Annotated in this window: 17 protein-coding genes and 1 pseudogene; 12 read left to right on the top strand and 6 right to left on the bottom strand. The window is 39.9% G+C overall.

Annotated features, from left to right (window positions below):
* Positions 1–482: 482 nt before the first annotated feature.
* Positions 483–701, bottom strand: a complete 219-nt coding sequence (gene cspD, locus I6F40_RS18190) for a cold shock domain-containing protein CspD (protein WP_002962500.1) — start codon at positions 699–701, stop codon at positions 483–485.
* A 210-nt stretch (positions 702–911) separates the two neighbouring features.
* Between cspD and clpS the strand changes: the two genes are divergently transcribed.
* Both clpS and clpA read left to right on the top strand, forming a co-directional pair.
* The gene (gene clpS, locus I6F40_RS18185; protein ID WP_007585109.1) at positions 912–1,220 is read left to right on the top strand and encodes an ATP-dependent Clp protease adapter ClpS; all 309 of its coding nucleotides are present in this window, start codon (positions 912–914) and stop codon (positions 1,218–1,220) included.
* 68 nt (positions 1,221–1,288) lie between these two features.
* On the top strand, positions 1,289–3,550 hold the full coding sequence (gene clpA / locus I6F40_RS18180; protein WP_007585108.1) for an ATP-dependent Clp protease ATP-binding subunit ClpA: 2,262 nt from the start codon (positions 1,289–1,291) through the stop codon (positions 3,548–3,550).
* A 213-nt stretch (positions 3,551–3,763) separates the two neighbouring features.
* Here the strand turns inward: clpA and infA are convergent, their stop codons facing one another.
* From infA to trxB, 4 genes are all read right to left on the bottom strand, one after another.
* On the bottom strand, positions 3,764–3,982 hold the full coding sequence (gene infA, locus I6F40_RS18175; protein WP_002962494.1) for a translation initiation factor IF-1: 219 nt from the start codon (positions 3,980–3,982) through the stop codon (positions 3,764–3,766).
* A 90-nt stretch (positions 3,983–4,072) separates the two neighbouring features.
* Complete coding sequence (locus I6F40_RS18170; RefSeq protein WP_010552618.1) at positions 4,073–4,777, bottom strand: arginyltransferase; 705 nt, start codon at positions 4,775–4,777, stop codon at positions 4,073–4,075.
* On the bottom strand, positions 4,770–5,486 hold the full coding sequence (aat, locus tag I6F40_RS18165) for a leucyl/phenylalanyl-tRNA--protein transferase (RefSeq protein WP_010552619.1): 717 nt from the start codon (positions 5,484–5,486) through the stop codon (positions 4,770–4,772). Before aat ends, I6F40_RS18170 begins: the two co-directional genes overlap by 8 nt.
* Before the next feature lie 97 nt (positions 5,487–5,583).
* Positions 5,584–6,534, bottom strand: a complete 951-nt coding sequence (gene trxB / locus I6F40_RS18160; RefSeq protein ID WP_008168643.1) for a thioredoxin-disulfide reductase — start codon at positions 6,532–6,534, stop codon at positions 5,584–5,586.
* Positions 6,535–6,821: 287 nt separating this feature from the next.
* On the opposite strand from trxB, the gene pssA reads away from it, so the two are divergent.
* Positions 6,822–8,147 carry a CDP-diacylglycerol--serine O-phosphatidyltransferase gene (gene pssA / locus I6F40_RS18155; RefSeq protein ID WP_197193307.1) on the top strand — a complete coding sequence of 442 codons (1,326 nt, stop codon included), beginning with the start codon at positions 6,822–6,824 and terminating at the stop codon, positions 8,145–8,147.
* Positions 8,148–8,255: 108 nt separating this feature from the next.
* Here the strand turns inward: pssA and ald are convergent, their stop codons facing one another.
* The gene (ald, locus tag I6F40_RS18150) at positions 8,256–9,377 is read right to left on the bottom strand and encodes an alanine dehydrogenase (RefSeq protein ID WP_010552621.1); all 1,122 of its coding nucleotides are present in this window, start codon (positions 9,375–9,377) and stop codon (positions 8,256–8,258) included.
* Positions 9,378–9,519: 142 nt separating this feature from the next.
* Here ald and lrp point away from each other — a divergent pair, with 142 nt between their 5' ends.
* The 9 genes and pseudogenes from lrp to I6F40_RS19935 form a co-directional block, all read left to right on the top strand.
* Positions 9,520–9,999, top strand: a complete 480-nt coding sequence (lrp, locus tag I6F40_RS18145; RefSeq protein ID WP_007582985.1) for a leucine-responsive transcriptional regulator Lrp — start codon at positions 9,520–9,522, stop codon at positions 9,997–9,999.
* Between the two features lie 167 nt (positions 10,000–10,166).
* Positions 10,167–12,662: a DNA translocase FtsK gene (locus I6F40_RS18140; RefSeq protein WP_197193306.1), complete on the top strand. Its 2,496-nt coding sequence runs from the start codon at positions 10,167–10,169 to the stop codon at positions 12,660–12,662.
* Positions 12,662–13,288: an outer membrane lipoprotein chaperone LolA gene (gene lolA / locus I6F40_RS18135; protein ID WP_007582981.1), complete on the top strand. Its 627-nt coding sequence runs from the start codon at positions 12,662–12,664 to the stop codon at positions 13,286–13,288. The genes I6F40_RS18140 and lolA overlap by 1 nt, the downstream gene beginning before the upstream one ends.
* The gene (locus tag I6F40_RS18130) at positions 13,281–14,624 is read left to right on the top strand and encodes a replication-associated recombination protein A (RefSeq protein WP_197193305.1); all 1,344 of its coding nucleotides are present in this window, start codon (positions 13,281–13,283) and stop codon (positions 14,622–14,624) included. The genes lolA and I6F40_RS18130 overlap by 8 nt, the downstream gene beginning before the upstream one ends.
* Positions 14,617–14,997 (top strand): fluoride efflux transporter CrcB, encoded by a 381-nt coding sequence (gene crcB / locus I6F40_RS18125; protein WP_021032117.1) that lies wholly within the window; start codon positions 14,617–14,619, stop codon positions 14,995–14,997. The genes I6F40_RS18130 and crcB overlap by 8 nt, the downstream gene beginning before the upstream one ends.
* Positions 14,998–15,006: 9 nt before the next feature.
* On the top strand, positions 15,007–16,311 hold the full coding sequence (gene serS / locus I6F40_RS18120; RefSeq protein ID WP_002962971.1) for a serine--tRNA ligase: 1,305 nt from the start codon (positions 15,007–15,009) through the stop codon (positions 16,309–16,311).
* Between the two features lie 383 nt (positions 16,312–16,694).
* Positions 16,695–17,810: a DUF3800 domain-containing protein gene (locus I6F40_RS18115; RefSeq protein ID WP_197193304.1), complete on the top strand. Its 1,116-nt coding sequence runs from the start codon at positions 16,695–16,697 to the stop codon at positions 17,808–17,810.
* 153 nt (positions 17,811–17,963) lie between these two features.
* The gene (locus I6F40_RS18110) at positions 17,964–18,833 is read left to right on the top strand and encodes a hypothetical protein (protein WP_197193303.1); all 870 of its coding nucleotides are present in this window, start codon (positions 17,964–17,966) and stop codon (positions 18,831–18,833) included.
* A 277-nt stretch (positions 18,834–19,110) separates the two neighbouring features.
* Positions 19,111–19,202 (top strand): annotated as a pseudogene (locus I6F40_RS19935) (Mobile element protein); the annotation flags it as partial.
* Between the last annotated feature and the right edge of the window lie 123 nt (positions 19,203–19,325).

Below are 19,325 nucleotides of genomic sequence, written 5' to 3'. Positions count from 1 at the left end.
GCAAAGAAAATCATTACTAATGAGTGAGTACATATTATTAAACAAGTTAATGAATACATACGCTCGTAATGAATAGTTTGTTAGGTGTTGGTACTCAGCGTTGCTCTTTTATAAAAGCAGAATAGTCACACCTGACGAACTGGAATTGTATTTATAGCTAAAAAATTAACAAAAATAAATCAGCCTTTAGCCTAGTACATATAAAAGAGGCGACAAGTTGGATTAGTTGCTGCGTTAATACGCAATTTTTAGCACCAAGAGTGTAACAAGCTTAAATAAAAAGGGCTAGAGGTTGAGCATGCCCAATAAGCAGTTAAACAATCAACTCTTAGAACATTGGGGTATATAAAATAAATTCAAGGAAAAGGGTTGAATTTGAATGAAAAGAGGCAATAAATAGGGGAGAAGAGATAAGTTAGTATGCTTAAGGAATTAAGCGAGGATCTTAAAAGGTCACTCGCTTTAGTCGAACAAAACAATAGTCACTCAATAATGTCACCATCTGGGGCAATATTTTTAGCGTGTAGACCTTTAGGTCCTTGTTCTAATTCGAATGTTACATCTTGACCAGCTTTAAGCGTTTTATAACCGTCCATTACAATTGTTGAGTAATGAGCGAAAATATCATTCTCGCAGCCGTCTTCTACGATGAAACCAAAACCTTTAGCGTTGTTGAACCATTTAACTTTACCGCAAGCCATACTTCTACATCCTTCAATAAGTTGACTAATTTAGTTATTCTAAATTGTATTATTTGCTAGACTGACTAAGGTTTAATCAATCTACGTTTGACTGTAGTTTATTTAGCCAACCAGTCAAGTGTTTTGAGTTATTTTTTTTAACATTTTATTTATTTTTTATTCAAGTTTGCTTGAGTTACAAAGACAAGACTATATTTAATTATGAGTGGTATGAAAGATTCAGGTGTTATCGATACAGTTCGCGACAGCGAAAAGCAAAAGCTACAGCCGCCGCGAAAATATAAAGTTGTTTTAAATAACGACGACTACACGCCGATGGACTTTGTAATAGAAGTTTTAACGACGTTTTTTAATATGGATAGCGATAGAGCAACCGACGTGATGCTTCAGGTTCATGAAAAAGGTAAGGGTATATGTGGTGTTTACAGCGCTGACGTAGCCCACACCAAAGCTGAACAAGTTAACCGCTACGCGCGTGATAACGAGCATCCACTGCTTTGTAGTTGTGAGCAGGAATAAATACCAATTAGGGTGATCAAACATCCGATTGTTGTGGTATAAATTATTATCTCAGTAAGGGGTTGCCAATGCTAAACAAAGACTTAGAACTCACATTAAATGCCGCGTTTCGTGAAGCGCGCACTCGCCGTCATGAGTTTATGACCGTAGAGCACCTTTTACTTGCGCTGTTAGATAATCCTTCTGCAGGAGAAGCCCTAAACGCGTGTGGTGTTAATATTTCTGGTTTAAAAACCGAATTATTAGAATTTATTGACGAAACAACACCCGTCATTCCAGATTTAGAAGAAGAGCGTGAAACTCAGCCAACACTTGGCTTTCAACGTGTATTACAACGCGCTGTGTTCCATGTGCAATCGTCAGGTAAAAATGAAGTCACTGGCGTGAATGTGCTAGTTGCTATTTTTTCTGAGCAAGAAAGCCAAGCTGTATATTTACTTAAAAAGCATGATGTATCGCGTTTAGACATCGTTAACTTTATTTCGCATGGTATTTCTAAAGCAGATGATGAATTAGGCAACGACAGCGACGATATTCATGATGAAGTGCAAGAAGTTCAAAATGAAGAAGCAAGCAAGCTAGACAGCTTTACAACTAACTTAAACGTTCAAGCTCGTGAAGGTAACATTGATCCACTGATCGGACGCGACAGCGAAGTAGAGCGCACGGTACAAGTATTGTGTCGTCGTAAAAAGAATAATCCATTACTTGTTGGTGAAGCGGGCGTTGGTAAAACAGCAATTGCTGAAGGCCTTGCGTATCGCATTGTTAATAAGCAAGTACCAGAAGTAATTGCAGATGCTGTTGTGTACTCGCTAGATATGGGTGCATTGCTTGCGGGTACTAAATACCGCGGCGACTTTGAAAAGCGCTTTAAAAGCTTACTAAAAGAGCTGCAAGCTGAGCCAGGCTCTATTTTATTTATTGATGAAATACATACCATAATCGGTGCCGGCGCGGCGTCTGGTGGTGTTATGGACGCATCAAACTTGCTTAAACCACTCCTTTCAAGTGGTAAGCTACGTTGTATGGGTTCAACAACTTACAACGAGTATAAAAATATTTTTGAGAAAGACCGTGCATTAGTACGTCGCTTTCAAAAAATTGATGTACTTGAGCCAAGTGTTGCCGATACCACTAAAATATTAAACGGCTTAAAAGAGCGTTACGAAGAGCATCATGGCATTCGTTACACTCAAAAAGCACTAAAAGCAGCTGCAGAACTCAGTGCTAAATACATTAATGAGCGCCACTTGCCAGATAAAGCAATTGATGTAATTGATGAAGCCGGTGCAAGCCAGCGTCTGCAACCTAGCTCTAAACGTAAAAAAACCATTGGCGTGGCAGATATAGAACTAATTATATCTAAAATGGCACGTATCCCAGCGCAAAGCGTCTCGTCGACAGATAAAGAAACGCTTAAAAACTTAGACCGTAACCTTAAAATGCTCGTGTTTGGGCAAGATCAATCTATTGATGCGCTTACATCAGCTATTCGCTTATCTCGCTCTGGTTTATCGAGCGAAGAAAAGCCAGTAGGTTCGTTTTTGTTTGCAGGGCCTACCGGTGTGGGTAAAACAGAAGTAACTAAGCAACTTGCTAAATGTATGGGTGTTGAGTTTATTCGTTTTGATATGTCGGAATATGTAGAACGCCATGCAATTAGTCGATTAATTGGTGCTCCACCAGGGTATGTTGGTTTTGAGCAAGGTGGTTTATTAACAGAAGCAGTTATTAAAAATCCACATGCTGTTGTACTTTTAGATGAGATTGAAAAAGCGCATCCAGACATTTACAACATTTTGCTACAGGTTATGGATCACGGTACGTTAACCGATAATAACGGCCGTAAAGCTGACTTTAGAAATGTAGTGGTTGTAATGACTACCAATGCGGGCGTACAAGAAACCACCCGTAAGTCGATTGGTTTTACAGAGCAAGATCATACGCACGATGCAATGGGTGCAATTAATAAAGTATTTTCACCCGAATTTAGAAACCGTTTAGATAACATCATTTGGTTTAATCACCTTGAACGTGAAGTTATTTTACTGGTGGTTGATAAATTTATTGTGGAACTGCAAGCGCAGCTTGATAAAAAATCAGTTAACCTTGAGCTTACGTCTAAAGCACGTGAGTGGTTGGCAGATAAAGGCTACGATAAAGCAATGGGTGCACGTCCAATGGCACGTGTTATTCAAGAAGAGCTTAAAAAGCAATTAGCTAACGAAATACTGTTTGGTGAACTTGTTGATGGCGGTACGGTTAAAGTATCGGTTAAAGATAAGAAGATTCGCTTTGATTACGAGAGTAATTTAACACCAGCGTAAAACGTTAATTAAATAATTTAGTTAAATGAAATGGCCCGCTACATAATAGCGGGCCATTTTTTTGCCCTTTTTATAGGCAACAAAAAACCCAGCAAAAACTGGGCTTTTTGTTTATTAAATGTAATTGCTAGTCAATGTCTATCAATTACATTTAATAAACGCTTAAAGCTAGTAAAACACTAGCCAAAAACTAAATCTCGTTTACGCACTTACTTAGCGAGCACGGAATACGATACGACCCTTTGATAAATCGTAAGGAGTCATTTCTACCGTTACTTTATCGCCGGTTAAAATACGGATATAGTTTTTGCGCATTTTGCCTGAAATATGAGCCACAACTACGTGACCATTTTCTAGCTCAACTCGGAACATTGTATTTGGTAAAGTATCAAGGACTGTCCCTTGCATTTCGATTACGTCTTCTTTCGCCATGTTTAGCGTAACACCTCTTTAATAGTTAAACGCTGCAGATTTTGCCCAAAATACTCCAATAAGTAAAGGCGCAGGGGCTATATTTGCAAATTAAATAGCCACCCACTCATCATTGAGCTGTTTTTGAGCAGGTAAAAACTGAGTTTTGTACTTCATTTTGTCGCATTCATCAATTTGATAGCCTAAGTACACGTATTGCTTATTTTGCTCTTTTGCAAACTTTAGCTGCTCTAATATCATCACAGAGCCTAAACTATAGTGTTCAAAGTCGGGGTCAAAAAAAGTATAAATTGCAGAAATAGCGCTATTCATACAATCAGTTACGGCAACCGCGACTAAAGTATCTTGGTGCCACAGTTCAATAAATGTGATCTTGAGCCAACTGCAAAGCAAAAAACTTTGAAACTGTTCTTTTTCAGGAGGATACATACTTCCATCCTGATGACGCATCGTTATGTACTTGCTATAAAGTGGATAGTACTCAGGTCGCTCTTGCGTTGAATATTTTACCTCAAACTGTGTTTTTGCTTTGTTTAGTTTACGTTTTTGCGATTTTGAGGGCATAAAGTCTTGTGCTAATACACGCACAGAACTACATGCGCTGCATATTGGGCAGTGCGGACGGTATATTTGGTTACCACTGCGACGAAACCCTAAGCCTAATAATGACTCAAATTTGTCGGTGCTGTAGCAACTGGGATCAAGAATAACTAAAAGTTGCTCTTGTCTGTTGGGTAAATAACTACAGTCAAACTCTTGGGTTAAACCAACACGTGCAGGAAGTTGCTCATTCATAGATTGCGTCAAGTTCTTGTGGCTCCCACATAATAGGGTTAACAGTATAGTTATGTGCAGCTTTTAGTTTAGTCAAAAATGTGGAACGGGGGATTACTTGTGCACCTAGGGTCATTAAATAAGGGTTTTCTAACTGGCAATCAATAAAATGTGCATTATGGCGTTTAAGCCAATTTACCAGTGCCCACATAGCAAGCTTAGAGCAATTGGTTTGATGATGAAACATCGACTCGCCACAAAATACACCATTTTGCATAATGCCATATAAGCCACCTGCAAGCTCTCCGTTACTCCACACCTCTAAACTATGTGCAATGCCAGCATTGTGTGCATTAACGTAAGCGTCGAGCATGTCAGAGGTGATCCAGGTGCCATCGGTATCAAGGCGTTGATCGCGACAGGCTTCTATCACCTCTTCAAAGGCATTATTAATGGTTACTCTTACAGGGTGCTTTTTTAAATGCTTACGCAGGCTCTTACTTATATGAAAATCATTAAGCTCAAAAATGCCTCGCTCGCTGGGCGACCACCACATAATAGGCTCATCTTCACTAAACCAAGGGAATACTCCGCTTTTGTAGGCATTACTTAGGCGAGGTAAACTCAAATCTCCGCCAATTGCTAACAAGCCATCAGGGGATTCTAATGCGTATTCCGGATTGGGGAATGCTATATCGTTTTCGCTTAATTGGTATAGCTGATTTCTCATACAGTACTTATTTTATAATTGATCTTAAAAGTGTAACTATATTTTAGGCATAAAAAAAGGGCTGAATAATCAGCCCTATAATAATTTATTTAATTGCTTATAAATTATCTAAGAAACGCTCTGCATCAAGGGCAGCCATACAGCCTGTACCCGCAGATGTGATTGCTTGACGGTAAATGTGGTCAGACACATCACCTGCAGCAAAAACGCCTTCTACGCTTGTTTGAGTCGCGTTACCGTGAAGACCAGACTCTACAACTAAGTAGCCATCTTTCATTTCTAGTTGACCAACAAACATATCAGTATTTGGCTTGTGGCCAATAGCAATAAATACGCCTGCTAAATCTAGCTCTTCAGTTGCATCAGAGTGTGCATCTTTAATACGAACGCCAGTTACGCCCATTTGGTCGCCTAATACTTCGTCAAGCGTGCGGTTGTAATGCATTACAACGTTACCGTTTGCTGCTTTTTCAGCAAGGCGATCAGCAAGTATTTTTTCACTGCGGAAACTGTCACGACGATGAATAACATGTACTTCGTCAGCAATGTTAGATAAGTAAAGCGCTTCTTCAACCGCTGTATTACCACCACCAACAACCGCTACTTTTTGACCTTTATAGAAAAAACCGTCACACGTAGCACATGCCGAAACACCACGGCCTTGGAAATTAGTTTCAGACTCTAGGCCTAAGTATTTAGCAGACGCACCCGTTGCAATGATTAATGCATCACATGTGTAAGTACCTTGGTCGCCAGTTAGTGTGAAAGGGCGCTTAGATACATCTACTTTATTGATGTGATCGAATATGATTTCAGTTTCAAAGCGCTCAGCGTGCTCTTTCATACGATCCATTAACGCAGGACCTGTTAAACCGTGTGCATCACCAGGCCAGTTTTCAACTTCAGTTGTGGTTGTTAATTGGCCACCTTGTTGAATGCCTGTAATTAAAACAGGGTTTAAATTTGCACGTGCTGCATATACTGCGGCAGTATAACCAGCTGGGCCAGAGCCTAAAATTAGTAGCTTACAATGTTTTGCTTCAGTCATTATTTTTTCCTAAACGTTTAATACGGTCTTTAATGCGCTCGATTCTAAGAAAAACAAGGCAGATGTAAACAAAATCCGCGATTATTTTTTTTATCAAATCGAAAAGCTGTGCAGTATTGTGTACTAGAGCTCTGTGCTTTTACAGTTAAAATGCCTAAGTAGCTCAATAAATAGACTAACAGGCAACAAAACAGCGTTATTTCATGACCCCTTTGAATTTTTTTGTTATGTTTTACCTAATTTTATTTGTCACTGATAGATTATGTGACCTAAGCAAATAGGCAACTATGTTATTTTGGCAGGAAAAACCCGCATTCGGGTTGACTTCAAAAGACGTTAACGTCTTAACCAATGCGCAAGATTACCGAACGCAATTGCTACGCTTGATAGCGAACGCAAAAAAACGAATTTATATTACTGCGTTGTATTTACAAGATGACGAAGCAGGTCGCGAAATTTTAGAAGCGCTGCATCGTGTGTCATTGGCAAACCCCGCACTTGAGGTAAAAGTGCTGGTGGATTTTCATCGTGCGCAACGTGGATTAATTGGCGCTGATAAATCAGACGGTAACGCAAGTTTATATTGTGACGATTTAGAAAAGTTTAAATCGAACGTACAAGTTTATGGCGTACCTGTAAAAGCTAAAGAATTATTTGGCGTATTGCATTTAAAAGGTTTTGTAATTGACGACACCTTACTTTACAGCGGCGCAAGTTTAAATAACGTGTACTTGCAGCATAACGAACGCTACAGACTCGATCGCTACTTTTTAATAACGCAGAGCGAACTGTGTGACTCAGTAGTTGATTTTATTGAGGCAAAGCTACTCTCATCAGTGGCTGTGCCACGTATAGACACGCGACCGCTTAAGCGTTTGCACGACTTTAAGCTTGATCAAAAGCAATTAATACGTGATTTAAAAGTCGCAAGTTATAACGCAGCAGAGCAGCTGAATACGCAAGCATTAGGTATTCGCTTGTTTTTAGGACTCGGGCGTCGTAATAACGAGTTAAATCGTTTAATAAAAGCGTTATTTGATACAACAGAGCAAGAACTTGTGTTGTATACGCCATACTTTAATTTTCCGGCACCGCTTATGCGATCACTGCGCCGATTATTAAAGCAAGGCAAGCAAGTGACTATTGTTGTAGGCGATAAAACAGCAAATGACTTTTATTTACCGCCAAGCGAGCCGTTTAGTAAAATAGGGGCATTACCTTATTTATACGAAACTATTTTGCATAAATTTGTAAAAACGCAAAAGCGCCATATCGATAACGGTAATTTAAATGTGTATCTGTGGAAAGATGAAAGCAATTCGTTTCATTTAAAAGGTATTTGTTCAGATAGAACAAAGCATTTACTGAGCGGGCATAACTTAAATCCGCGTGCATGGGGTCTTGATATCGAAAACGGTATTTTAATAGAAGATCCAGAGCAAACAATTATGGATGCTATTGATAACGAAAAGCAGGAAATTTTACAACACTGCCGCCGTTTAACTGGCCCAGATGATTTAGAAACAATGGATGATTACCCGCAGCCAGTTAAAAAACTACTAGGCCAAGCTAAGCGTGTAAAAGTAGATTTTATAATTAAGCGTTTCATATAAATTTACTTTAAATCAGACATAAAAAAAGCAGCTAATTAGCTGCTTTTTTTATGGGTTGTAGTTAGGTCGCTACATTATTTAATACCAACCTAACTACGAAACGCTAAATTATGCGTTTTCTACCGCTGTGCGTGGGTCAACATATTCCATGTTGAACGCTTCTGCTACTTCTTTGTAAGTTACTTGGCCTTTAATTACGTTTAAGCCTTTTAAGAAGTGGGCGTCATCTAGTAGCGCCTTTTTATAACCTTTGTTTGCAAGGTTAATGATGAAAGGCAATGTTGCATTGTTAAGTGCAAACGTAGATGTGCGTGGAACAGCACCTGGCATGTTAGCAACACAGTAGTGAACAACTTCATCAACGATGAAAGTAGGATCAGCATGCGTAGTTGCTTTAGAAGTAGCAATACAGCCACCTTGGTCGATTGCAACGTCAACAATTGCAGAACCAGGTTTCATTGCTTTAATGTGCTCAGCAGTTACTAGTTTAGGTGCAGCTGCACCAGGGATCAGTACGCCACCAATTACTAAATCAGCTTCTAGTACGTGTTTTTCTAGTGCATCAGCAGTTGAGTAAATAGCTTTAACTTTATTACCAAATTGCGCGTCTAGTGCACGTAATACGTCGATGTTACGATCAAGAACGACAACTTCAGCACCAAGGCCAACAGCCATTTGAGCTGCACTTCGACCAACCATGCCACCGCCAATGATAACAACTTTAGCAGCTTCAACGCCTGGTACGCCACCTAGTAGCATGCCACGACCGTGGTTAGATTTTTCTAGCGCTTGTGCACCAGCTTGAATAGACATACGACCAGCAACTTCGCTCATAGGAGCAAGAAGCGGTAAACCACCGCGAGAGTCAGTTACAGTTTCGTATGCAATACAAATGGCTTTGCTTTTTACAAGGTCTTCAGTTTGTGGAAGATCAGGTGCAAGGTGTAAGTAAGTGAAAAGAATTTGGTCTTCACGTAACATTGCACGTTCAACAGCTTGTGGCTCTTTTACTTTTACAATCATGTCTGCTTTAGCGAAAACGTCAGCAGCAGTTGCTAAAATTTCAGCACCCGCTAGCGTGTAATCTTCGTTAGTAAAACCAATACCCATGCCTGCATCAGTTTCTACAATCACTTGATGACCGTGGTTTACTAATTCACGAACACTCGCAGGAACCATACCTACACGGTATTCATGGTTTTTAATTTCTTTAGGAACACCAATAATCATATCATTTGCCTTATTAAGAACGGATTAACATTTTTCACTATTATATTCATCATAAGCCCGTGTGTCTCACCTTTTTTAAAGTCAAATCTAGTGTTATCATCTATATAACAAAAATAAACAGCATAAAAAACTAGTTGGCACTATGCATCAGTTATTAGATAGAATTGACCGTAAAATTTTAATGGAATTACAGCACGATGGACGCCTTTCAAATGTTGAACTGGCCAGACGAGTTGGCCTAAGCGCCACGCCCTGTCTGGAGCGAGTGAAAAAGCTAGAACGAGAAGGCTACATACTTGGCTATAAAGCAGTGGTCGATCCAGCTAAGCTTGGGCAAGGTTTATCGGTGTATGTAGAAGTAACAATTACTAAAACATCTCCCGACGTATTTGATGAGTTTAGTGCGGCCGTTAAAAAGCACGAAGAAATTATCGAATGTCATTTAGTATCGGGTAATTTTGATTTTTTACTTAAAACGCGCGTAAATGATATGTCAGAATACCGTGGTGTATTAGGTGACATATTATTAAAATTGCCTAACGTTAGTGAAAGCCGAACTTATGTAGTAATGGAAGAAGTAAAAGGTGAAGAAGGCGTAATTATTCGTCCTTATATTACTTAAGGTTATTTATATTAGCTGCGTCATTTGCTTATATAAGCTCAAATTATAAAAACTTGTTCATAATCAGGCAATGAAGGTTAAGATAAAGTGCAACAAATTGCATTTCCTGCTAAGGTATTTCACTGCAAAGTAAGTGCAAATAGAATAATAAAGAGGGATAGGAAACTATGCGCCTAAACGGTGTGCAAAGACTATTAGAAACAGGGCTGATAATCAGTACCTTTACGGCAATATTTATTTTATGTGCCTTAATCAGTTTTGATCCAGCAGACGCTGCATGGTCGCAAACAAGTTTTAGTGAAGTAAAAAATATCACAGGTGCAGCCGGTGCATGGACTGCCGACGTACTGTTACTTACTTTTGGCTGGTTGGCCTACTTAGTGCCGGCTGCAATTCAGATATTTGGTTATTTAGTATTTAAACAGCCACACCGTATTTTACAACTCGACTACACCACACTTTCTTTGCGTGTTATTGGTTTTGCTTTATTTATTACCTCAGCTACCGCTATTAGCAGTATCAATTTTGACGATATTTATAATTTTTCCTCTGGTGGGGTAGTGGGCGATGTTATTGCATCAGCCATGATGCCTGCGTTTAACTTTACCGGCACCTCTATATTATTGCTGTGTTTCTTTTTTGCAGGGCTTACCTTATTAACGGGTGTATCGTGGGTTGATTTTGTAGATTACCTTGGCGATTTAATGGTTAGGTTTTACCGCTTTATTGTATCGTACGCAAAAGGCTGGATGCACCGAGAACATGCTGCGGGCAAAGCAAATAATTACGATGAGGTAGACGCCCATTTTGAAGACGATATAAAAGAGCAAATAGAGCTGCCTACATCAGCTAAAAAAGCAGATAAACAAAAAGCAATTAATAAACCGCAAACACCGTTTAATGAGCCTCAAATTAGTGACGATTTTATGCCGTTTGACGAGCTTGACGACATACTCGATCAAGAAATTGGCTTTAGCGCCATAGACGACGAACCAATGGACACGGCCGCTGCGCTAAACGCGCTTGACCAAAGCCCAGTTGTAGAGCCAGAAAAACCAGTTACAACAGTTGTATCACCAGCAAGACCAATGCCTAAATCAAAAGCGCAATATCAACCACCGCCAACGGCTAAAGAAAAGTTTGAGCAATTATTAACGCAAGAACCACCACCGGGACCATTACCGTCGCTCGATTTACTCGACAGACCGGACAAAGCTAAAAACCCAATTTCGCAAGAAGAACTCGATACAGTATCGCGCCTAGTAGAGACAAAACTACTGGACTTTAACGTACAAGCTAAAGTTGTAGCGGTATACCCAGGCCCTGTTGTTACACGCTTTGAGCTAGATTTAGCGCCAGGTATTAAAGTGTCTAAAATTACAGGTTTAGCAAAAGATTTAGCCCGTTCGCTTTCGGCAATTAGTGTGCGTGTTGTAGAAGTTATACCGGGTAAAACATATGTTGGTATTGAGCTTCCTAATAAACACCGCGAAATAGTACGTTTGTCAGAAGTAATAAACGCGCCTAAATTTGAGCAAAACCCATCGCCACTTACCATGGTGCTAGGTAAAGACATTGCCGGTCAGCCTGTCTGTGCTGATTTAGGTAAAATGCCACACTTACTGGTGGCCGGTACAACCGGTTCAGGTAAATCAGTGGGCGTTAATGTCATGATAGTAAGCTTGTTGTACAAGTCGGGTCCTGACGATGTACGTATGATTATGATTGACCCTAAAATGCTTGAGCTATCAGTATACGAAGGCATTCCGCATTTATTGTGTGAAGTAGTCACCGACATGAAAGAAGCCGCTAACGCACTGCGTTGGTGTGTGGGCGAAATGGAACGTCGTTATAAATTAATGTCAGCATTGGGTGTGCGCAACCTAAAAGGTTACAACCAAAAAGTGCTTGAAGCCAATGAAGCGGGTTACCCGATTCTTGATCCATTATTTAAAGACACCGATGGCATGAAAGAAGGCCCGGAAGAACTTGGTAAGTTACCAAGTATTGTTGTAGTAATTGACGAGTTTGCCGACATGATGATGATTGTTGGTAAAAAAGTAGAAGAGCTGATTGCCCGCATAGCCCAAAAAGCACGTGCGGCAGGTATTCATTTAATACTGGCAACGCAGCGCCCTTCGGTAGATGTAATAACCGGTTTAATTAAAGCAAATATACCAACACGTATGGCGTTTCAGGTATCAAGTAAAATAGACTCGCGTACCATACTTGACCAACAAGGCGCAGAAAACTTACTAGGTATGGGCGATATGCTTTATTTACCGCCAGGCACTAGTGTACCAGAGCGTGTACATGGCGCGTTTGTAGACGACCATGAAGTACACGCCGTAGTAAACGATTGGAAAGCGCGTGCTAAGCCAAATTACGTTGATGAAATACTCAATGGTGATGCCAGTGAAGATATTTTATTGCCAGGTGAAGCAAGCGAAAATGCAGACGAAGAGAACGATCCGTTATACGACGAAGCCGTGTCGTTTGTAATTGAAACCGGCAAGGTATCAGTATCGTCAGTGCAACGTAAACTGCGTGTTGGCTATAACCGCGCAGCACGTTTAGTGGAACAAATGGAAACATCGGGTATCGTGAGTTCACCAGGTCATAACGGCGCTCGCGATGTATTAGTACCTAATGGAGCAAATTAATGAAAAAATTTAACGCCTTATTATTAGTGTTAGGCAGCGTACTTGCCGCACCAAGCTTTGCTGACGACAGCCAAGCATTACAAGACAGACTTGCCACTTTAAAAAGCTTTAAAGCGCAGTTTGCACAAAAAGTAACAGACAAAGAAGGCCAAGCGGTTATGCAAGGCGAGGGCACAATAGCGCTTCAACAGCCTATGATGATTCGCTGGCAGCAAACAAACCCAGACGATACATTATTTGTATCAAACGGCGATAAAACCTATTACTTCGACAGCTTTGCTGAGCAAGTAACAATTATGAAAACCAGCAGTCTAATCGACTCAACACCATTTGTGCTACTTACATCAAAAGACCCAGCACAGTGGGAGAAATACAGCGTACTTGCAACAAATACAGGCTTTAGCGTAACGCCAAATAAAGGCGTAGAAAGCCAAGTAGAACAACTTGATATAGCGTTTGCGGGTAACGAGCAAGGCCTTGCTAAACTAGTCGTTACCGACAACTCAGGGCAGTTATCGTCATTTACGTTTAACAATGCCCAAGTTAATACGCCGCTTGATAAAAGCACTTTTGAATTTACGCCTCCTGAAGGTGTTGAAATAGACGATCAGAGTAACGGTGAGTAATTTAGGTTTTAACTTTGGGCCCGATGTACGGCCACTTGCTGCGCGTATGCGCCCCACAACGCTTGACGAGTACATTGGTCAGCAACACTTATTAAGCGGTGATAAATCACTGCATCAAGCCATTGTCGCAGGGCGCTGCCATAGTTTAATTTTATGGGGTCCGCCTGGTGTGGGTAAAACAACACTTGCGCAAATAATTGCCAACCATGCTGATGCCTCACTTATTCAAATGTCGGCGGTAACCGCAGGCGTAAAAGATATACGCGACAGCGTAACGCAAGCGCGGGACAACCTAGAAAGCCGTGGCCAACGCACCCTTATGTTTGTTGACGAAGTTCATCGCTTTAATAAATCCCAACAAGATGCCTTCTTACCGCACATAGAAGACGGCACCTTTATATTTGTGGGTGCAACCACCGAAAACCCATCGTTTGCCCTTAACAACGCTATATTGTCGCGTGCGCGCGTGTATGTTTTAAAATCGCTTGCCGATACCGACTTATACACAGTTATTGAGCGTGCTCTTAAGCAAGATGAGCAACTAAACCAAAAAAACATAGTTATTGCCAATAACGCCAAACAGGCACTTTGCCAAGCAAGTGGCGGCGATGCGCGTAAAGTACTTAATTTACTTGAACAAGCGGTTGATTTAACAACCGAGCAAAACGGTCAATACAACGTAGATGAGCACGTACTTAGCCAAGTGCTACCAACACATTTAGCTAAATACGATAAAGGCGGCGATGAGTTTTACGATTTAATATCAGCCTTTCATAAATCAGTACGTGGTAGCTCTCCCGATGGTGCGCTGTATTGGTATTGCCGAATTTTAGCCGGTGGTGGCGACCCTTTGTATGTAGCACGGCGTTTACTTGCCATTGCAACAGAGGATATAGGTAACGCCGATCCACGTGCGATGGAAGTGGCCTTAAATGCGTGGGATATATTTCAGCGAGTAGGCCCAGGCGAGGGTGAGCGCGCTATTGCACAAGCCACATTGTATTTAGCCAGTGCACCCAAAAGTAATGCAGTCTATATGGCGTTTAATCAAGCCAAAGCAGACGCTCAAAACGAGCCAAGTTACCCCGTGCCAGAGCATTTACGTAATGCCCCAACCAACTTAATGAAAGACTTAGGTTACGGCGCCGAGTATCGTTATGCGCATAACGAAGAAGGCGCATTTGCTGCAGGTGAAAAATACTTACCGCCAGAAATGGACGGTAAAGAATATTACTTACCGAGTGAACGCGGACTTGAACAAAAAATTAAACAAAAACTCGATTACCTAAAAGAGCGCGATGCGCAAAGCCCACTTAAACGATACGAAAATGATTAAACTTTATATGATGATCGCCCTTGGCGGAGCCTCAGGTGCATGTTTACGGTTTTTTATTAGCGAAAGCATGCTAAAACTCCTCGGTAGGGGATTCCCTTTTGGCACGTTGACGGTTAATATTCTGGGTTCATTGTTAATGGGCATTTTGTACGGTTTGATAGATAAAGAAATTATCACCGCAAGCCCCGCTAAAACCCTTATCGGTATTGGCTTTTTAGGTGCATTAACCACCTTTTCAACATTCTCAATGGACTCGTTGTTGTTATTACAACAAGGTCACTTTATTAAAATGGCCCTCAATATCATCTTAAACGTGATGGTGTGTATTTTTATGGCTTGGCTGGGCCTTCAGCTAGTAATGCAAAAAGGTTAAAAAACTAACATGTTAGATTCTAAATTTTTACGTCAAGACATCGAACAAACTGCAGCACGTTTAGCAGCTCGCGGTTACGAACTCGATGTCGCGACGGTAACGGCACTTGAAGAAAAACGCAAAACATTACAAGTAAAAACGCAAGAACTTCAAAGTCAACGTAATGCAAGCGCAAAAGCAATTGGTCAAGCCAAAGCTAAAGGCGAAGACGCACAGCCACTACTTGATGCAGTGGCTAACTTAGGCAGTGAGCTAGACGCCGCTAAAACAGAGCAAGATGAAGTATTAGCTGCAATTAACGACATTGCTTTAGCAATTCCTAACTTGCCAGACGAGTCGGTACCCGCCGGTAAAGACGAAGACGACAACGTTGAAATTTTAACGTGGGGCACACCTAAAAAGTTTGATTTTGAAGTTAAAGATCACGTAGATGTAGGCCAAGACTTAAACGGCTTAGACTTTGAAATGGGCGTTAAAATTAGTGGCGCACGCTTTACTGTAATGCGCGGCCAAGTAGCGCGTATGCACCGTGCACTAACGCAATTTATGTTAGATACACACGCTGATAAAAACGGCTATACAGAAATGTATGTACCGTACTTAGTAAATAGCGCAAGCCTTTACGGCACGAGCCAACTACCTAAATTTGCGGGCGATTTATTCCACACATTAGGCCTTGTAAATGACGACGGCGAACAACAAGCCGGCTTTAGCTTAATTCCTACAGCTGAAGTACCGCTTACAAACAGCGCCCGCGACGAAATTTACGACGAAAGCGATTTACCAATTCGTTTAGTTGCCCACACGCCGTGTTTTAGAAGTGAAGCAGGCAGCTATGGTCGCGATACTCGTGGCCTAATTCGTCAGCACCAGTTTGATAAAGTTGAACTTGTACAGCTTGTAAAACCAGAAGACTCAATGGCAACGCTTGAAGAGTTAACAGGTCACGCAGAGCAAATACTACAAGCGCTTGAACTTCCGTACCGTAAAGTAATTTTATGTATGGGCGACATGGGCTTTGGCTCAGCTAAAACATACGATTTAGAAGTATGGTTACCTGCTCAAGACACATACCGCGAAATTTCATCATGTTCAAACATGGCTGATTTTCAGGCGCGTCGTATGCAAGCACGTTTTCGCCGTGAAGGTGTTAAAAAGCCAGAGTTACTACATACACTAAATGGTTCAGGCTTAGCCGTTGGCCGTACACTAGTAGCAATACTAGAAAACTACCAACAAGCCGATGGCACAGTAGTAGTACCAGAAGTATTACGCCCATACATGGGTGGACTTGAAGTAATTGGTAAACAATAAAAATCAAGTTTAAGTTTAAGTTTAAGTTTAAGTTAAGCAAGCTTTAAGCTTGTAAATCTTAAGACGAAAGCCGCTGTTTGCAATGAACAGCGGCTTTTTTGTTTTAGGTTAAAGGCAAAAGCTTAGAGAAAAATTCAAGTTATCTTATTAATAATATCGCTTACACCTATTTTTATAGCTCATTACTTGTTTGTCCGATATTACTGAACTCTACCATTTTGGGGTATTTCTACATCAAGGTAACTTAAATGCCGGCTAACTATTTGTTTACAAGAGCTTATTAGCTGGTTAAATTAGAACCTTTGTAATATTTGGACATTTGTCGGTTTATAAAGCGACAAATGTCGGATACAAAGTTGCTATGTGCAATTCGGAGTTTACTGATGAAATATACGTACTATCTAGATGAAAGTGGTAATTCTGGTGATTTAATTGGTAATAAAATGAATTTAGCTTTTGGAAATCAGCCTATTTTCACTCTTTCTTGTATAGGAATATCTGATTTAAAAAAAACAATCAGGTTTGTCAGCGAGTTGAGAACCAAACATGATATTAATGATGATGAACTAAAATCTAGTGAGTTGTATTTTACAAAGCCAGAAGCAATATTGGATCTTGCAAAATTTATCTCTAATGAAAGATTACCCATTTTGGTAGAGTTAGTTGAGAAAAAGTATTGTATTGCCACTAATATTGTTAATCATCATATTATGCCACCGTATTACATGCCTGATGAGTCTGATGGGAAAGCTCAGTACATCAGAAATGGGTTAGCTGATTACATTGCGAATAACTTAACTGATGACTGTTATGAAAGTTTCTTTTACGCTTGTAATAATCCCTCAGAAGAAAACCTTCTTTCCTCAATGAATGACTTAAAGAATTTTTTCAATATTAAAAAAGATGTTTCTAATTTTTATGAACTAACAGGAAAATCCATCGATGAAACAATCGATGATTATAATGTAATGAAATCAAGAGTGGGATCAGAACTCGCGATAAAGAAGTTTTTACCTTTGCCTGATACAACAAAAAAGGGAATAAATATAAAGCTACTCCCTCATGTACATTCTATTTTCAATATAATTGGCAGATTGAATAAATATCATTGTAAGGAATTGAGTAATGTTACTTTATTGCATGATGTACAAAATGATTTTGATAGCATTTTAATTTACTGTAAAGAGTTTTTGGAAAATGAAAATTTGTCTGGAAACGGACCTCCTGTCTTAAACTCAGATTACGAAGTAACTGAAAAGCTAACACTTGAATTTGTCGATTCAGAGAAAAATGTAGGTGTTCAAATAGCGGATTTATTGGCAGGTTTCTTTAATAGGTATATTAATGGCTTATTATATAAAAATGTGGATGTAGATAATGTTTACCATGAAATATTCTCTGAATTTAAGAAAAACTTCAAATATGGTAGCCCATTAGGAGTTAACTTCGTCATCCCAGAGTCTAAACAAAAAATTATATTTAGTCGGTTCAATTTTTAATGATAAATGCACATAACAAGGAAATTAAACGGAACTAAAACAGTGGGTTACGTTTCGCTTCGCTTCACATTATAACCCACTATTTTAGTCCGCTTATTGCGGCGTTATATGCCTTGGCAAAGTCTGAATTCATCATCTACGAGAGATTATTGTTTGACTATTTATATTCCACCCAATATTAAAGTTGTTGTTGAAGGGGATTCTGGTGAAGTCCGACACTCTCAATCTTTATCAGAGTTTCTTAAAAAACCATCAATTAATCTTCAAACAGCCGCTTATGGTAATACGCTTTTGGATGTACTGATTGAAGAGTCATACATTTCTGAGGATTTGGTATTAAAGCAAATTTTAACGGGTAATGCTCATGCTGATGCAACGAGATTAATTGGTTGTATTGCAGAGTCTTTAATCGTTAACTTATGCAACGAATACCCAGAAGTTAACAGAACTCTTGGTATGTATGCACGATTTGGTGCTAGATCACATAAAAAACTTGATGATTATGTTGCTGTAGCTACAGGGTCAATGAGAACTAAAAATAAGTATAGGCAACATTACAACCCAAGTGATACACAGAGAGATATAATTTGGGTTGAAAAAGACAATACGCAAAACCAATTATTATGCATAAGCTCCGATAATAATGTATCTGCAAAGCCCGCTGGGCTGCAAGTGAAAGCAAGCCATGATGGTTTGAGCTATGTGTTGCCTTCAATTCAAAACTATCATTACCCAATTTTATACTTTGATCTAAATAATGATTGGGGCGCTGTAAATAAGGCTGTTATGAATAATCATCCAGAAAGCACTCTTATTAACCCAGATGAGATACAACATGAGATTAAGCATATCCTTAAAGGCTACTTTGATATTATTGTATCTGTAATCCGTGGTGAAATAACTATCGAGCAAGTTATTCAAGATGCCAAGTATGATGGTGATTCTGTATTGAGTACAGGGATTGACGTTGCAGAAGTGACTAGAGAGTCAAAGCTAATTTTACCATCGTATTTAATCAGGTAAAAGCAACTAACAAGGCGTTTAAACGGAACTAAAACAGTTGGTTAGGCTCCGCTTCGCTCCACATTATAACCAACAATTTTAGTCCGCTTAACGCGGCGTTAGGGAGCTGTTCGTAGTTATGCTTAATATTGAAGAATANTTAGGGAGCTGTTCGTAGTTATGCTTAATATTGAAGAATACCAAAGTAAGCCATAAACTAGACACTCACTCTAAATTTTGCACTTTTATGAGCAAAGCACTACGCTTTGTTTAGTGCAAAAAATAAGCAGGGTGTCTTATGGCAATCGCAAGAAAGCGTCAGTAAGTTTGGTTGATACAAAGTACTACCATTGCATATCACGTTGCGTTCGCCGTGCATTTTTATGTGGGCGGAAGCCATAAACTAGACACTCACTCTAAATTTTGCACTTTTATGAGCAAAGCACTACGCTTTGTTTAGTGCAAAAAATAAGCAGGGTGTCTTATGGCAATCGCAAGAAAGCGTCAAGTAAG

Origin of the sequence: Pseudoalteromonas sp. SWXJ133 (assembly GCF_015864365.1) — a bacterium.
Taxonomy (GTDB): Bacteria; Pseudomonadota; Gammaproteobacteria; order Enterobacterales; family Alteromonadaceae; genus Pseudoalteromonas; species Pseudoalteromonas arctica.
Note: the sequence above shows the minus strand (reverse complement) of the source record. Positions and strands in the feature narration are given on the sequence as shown.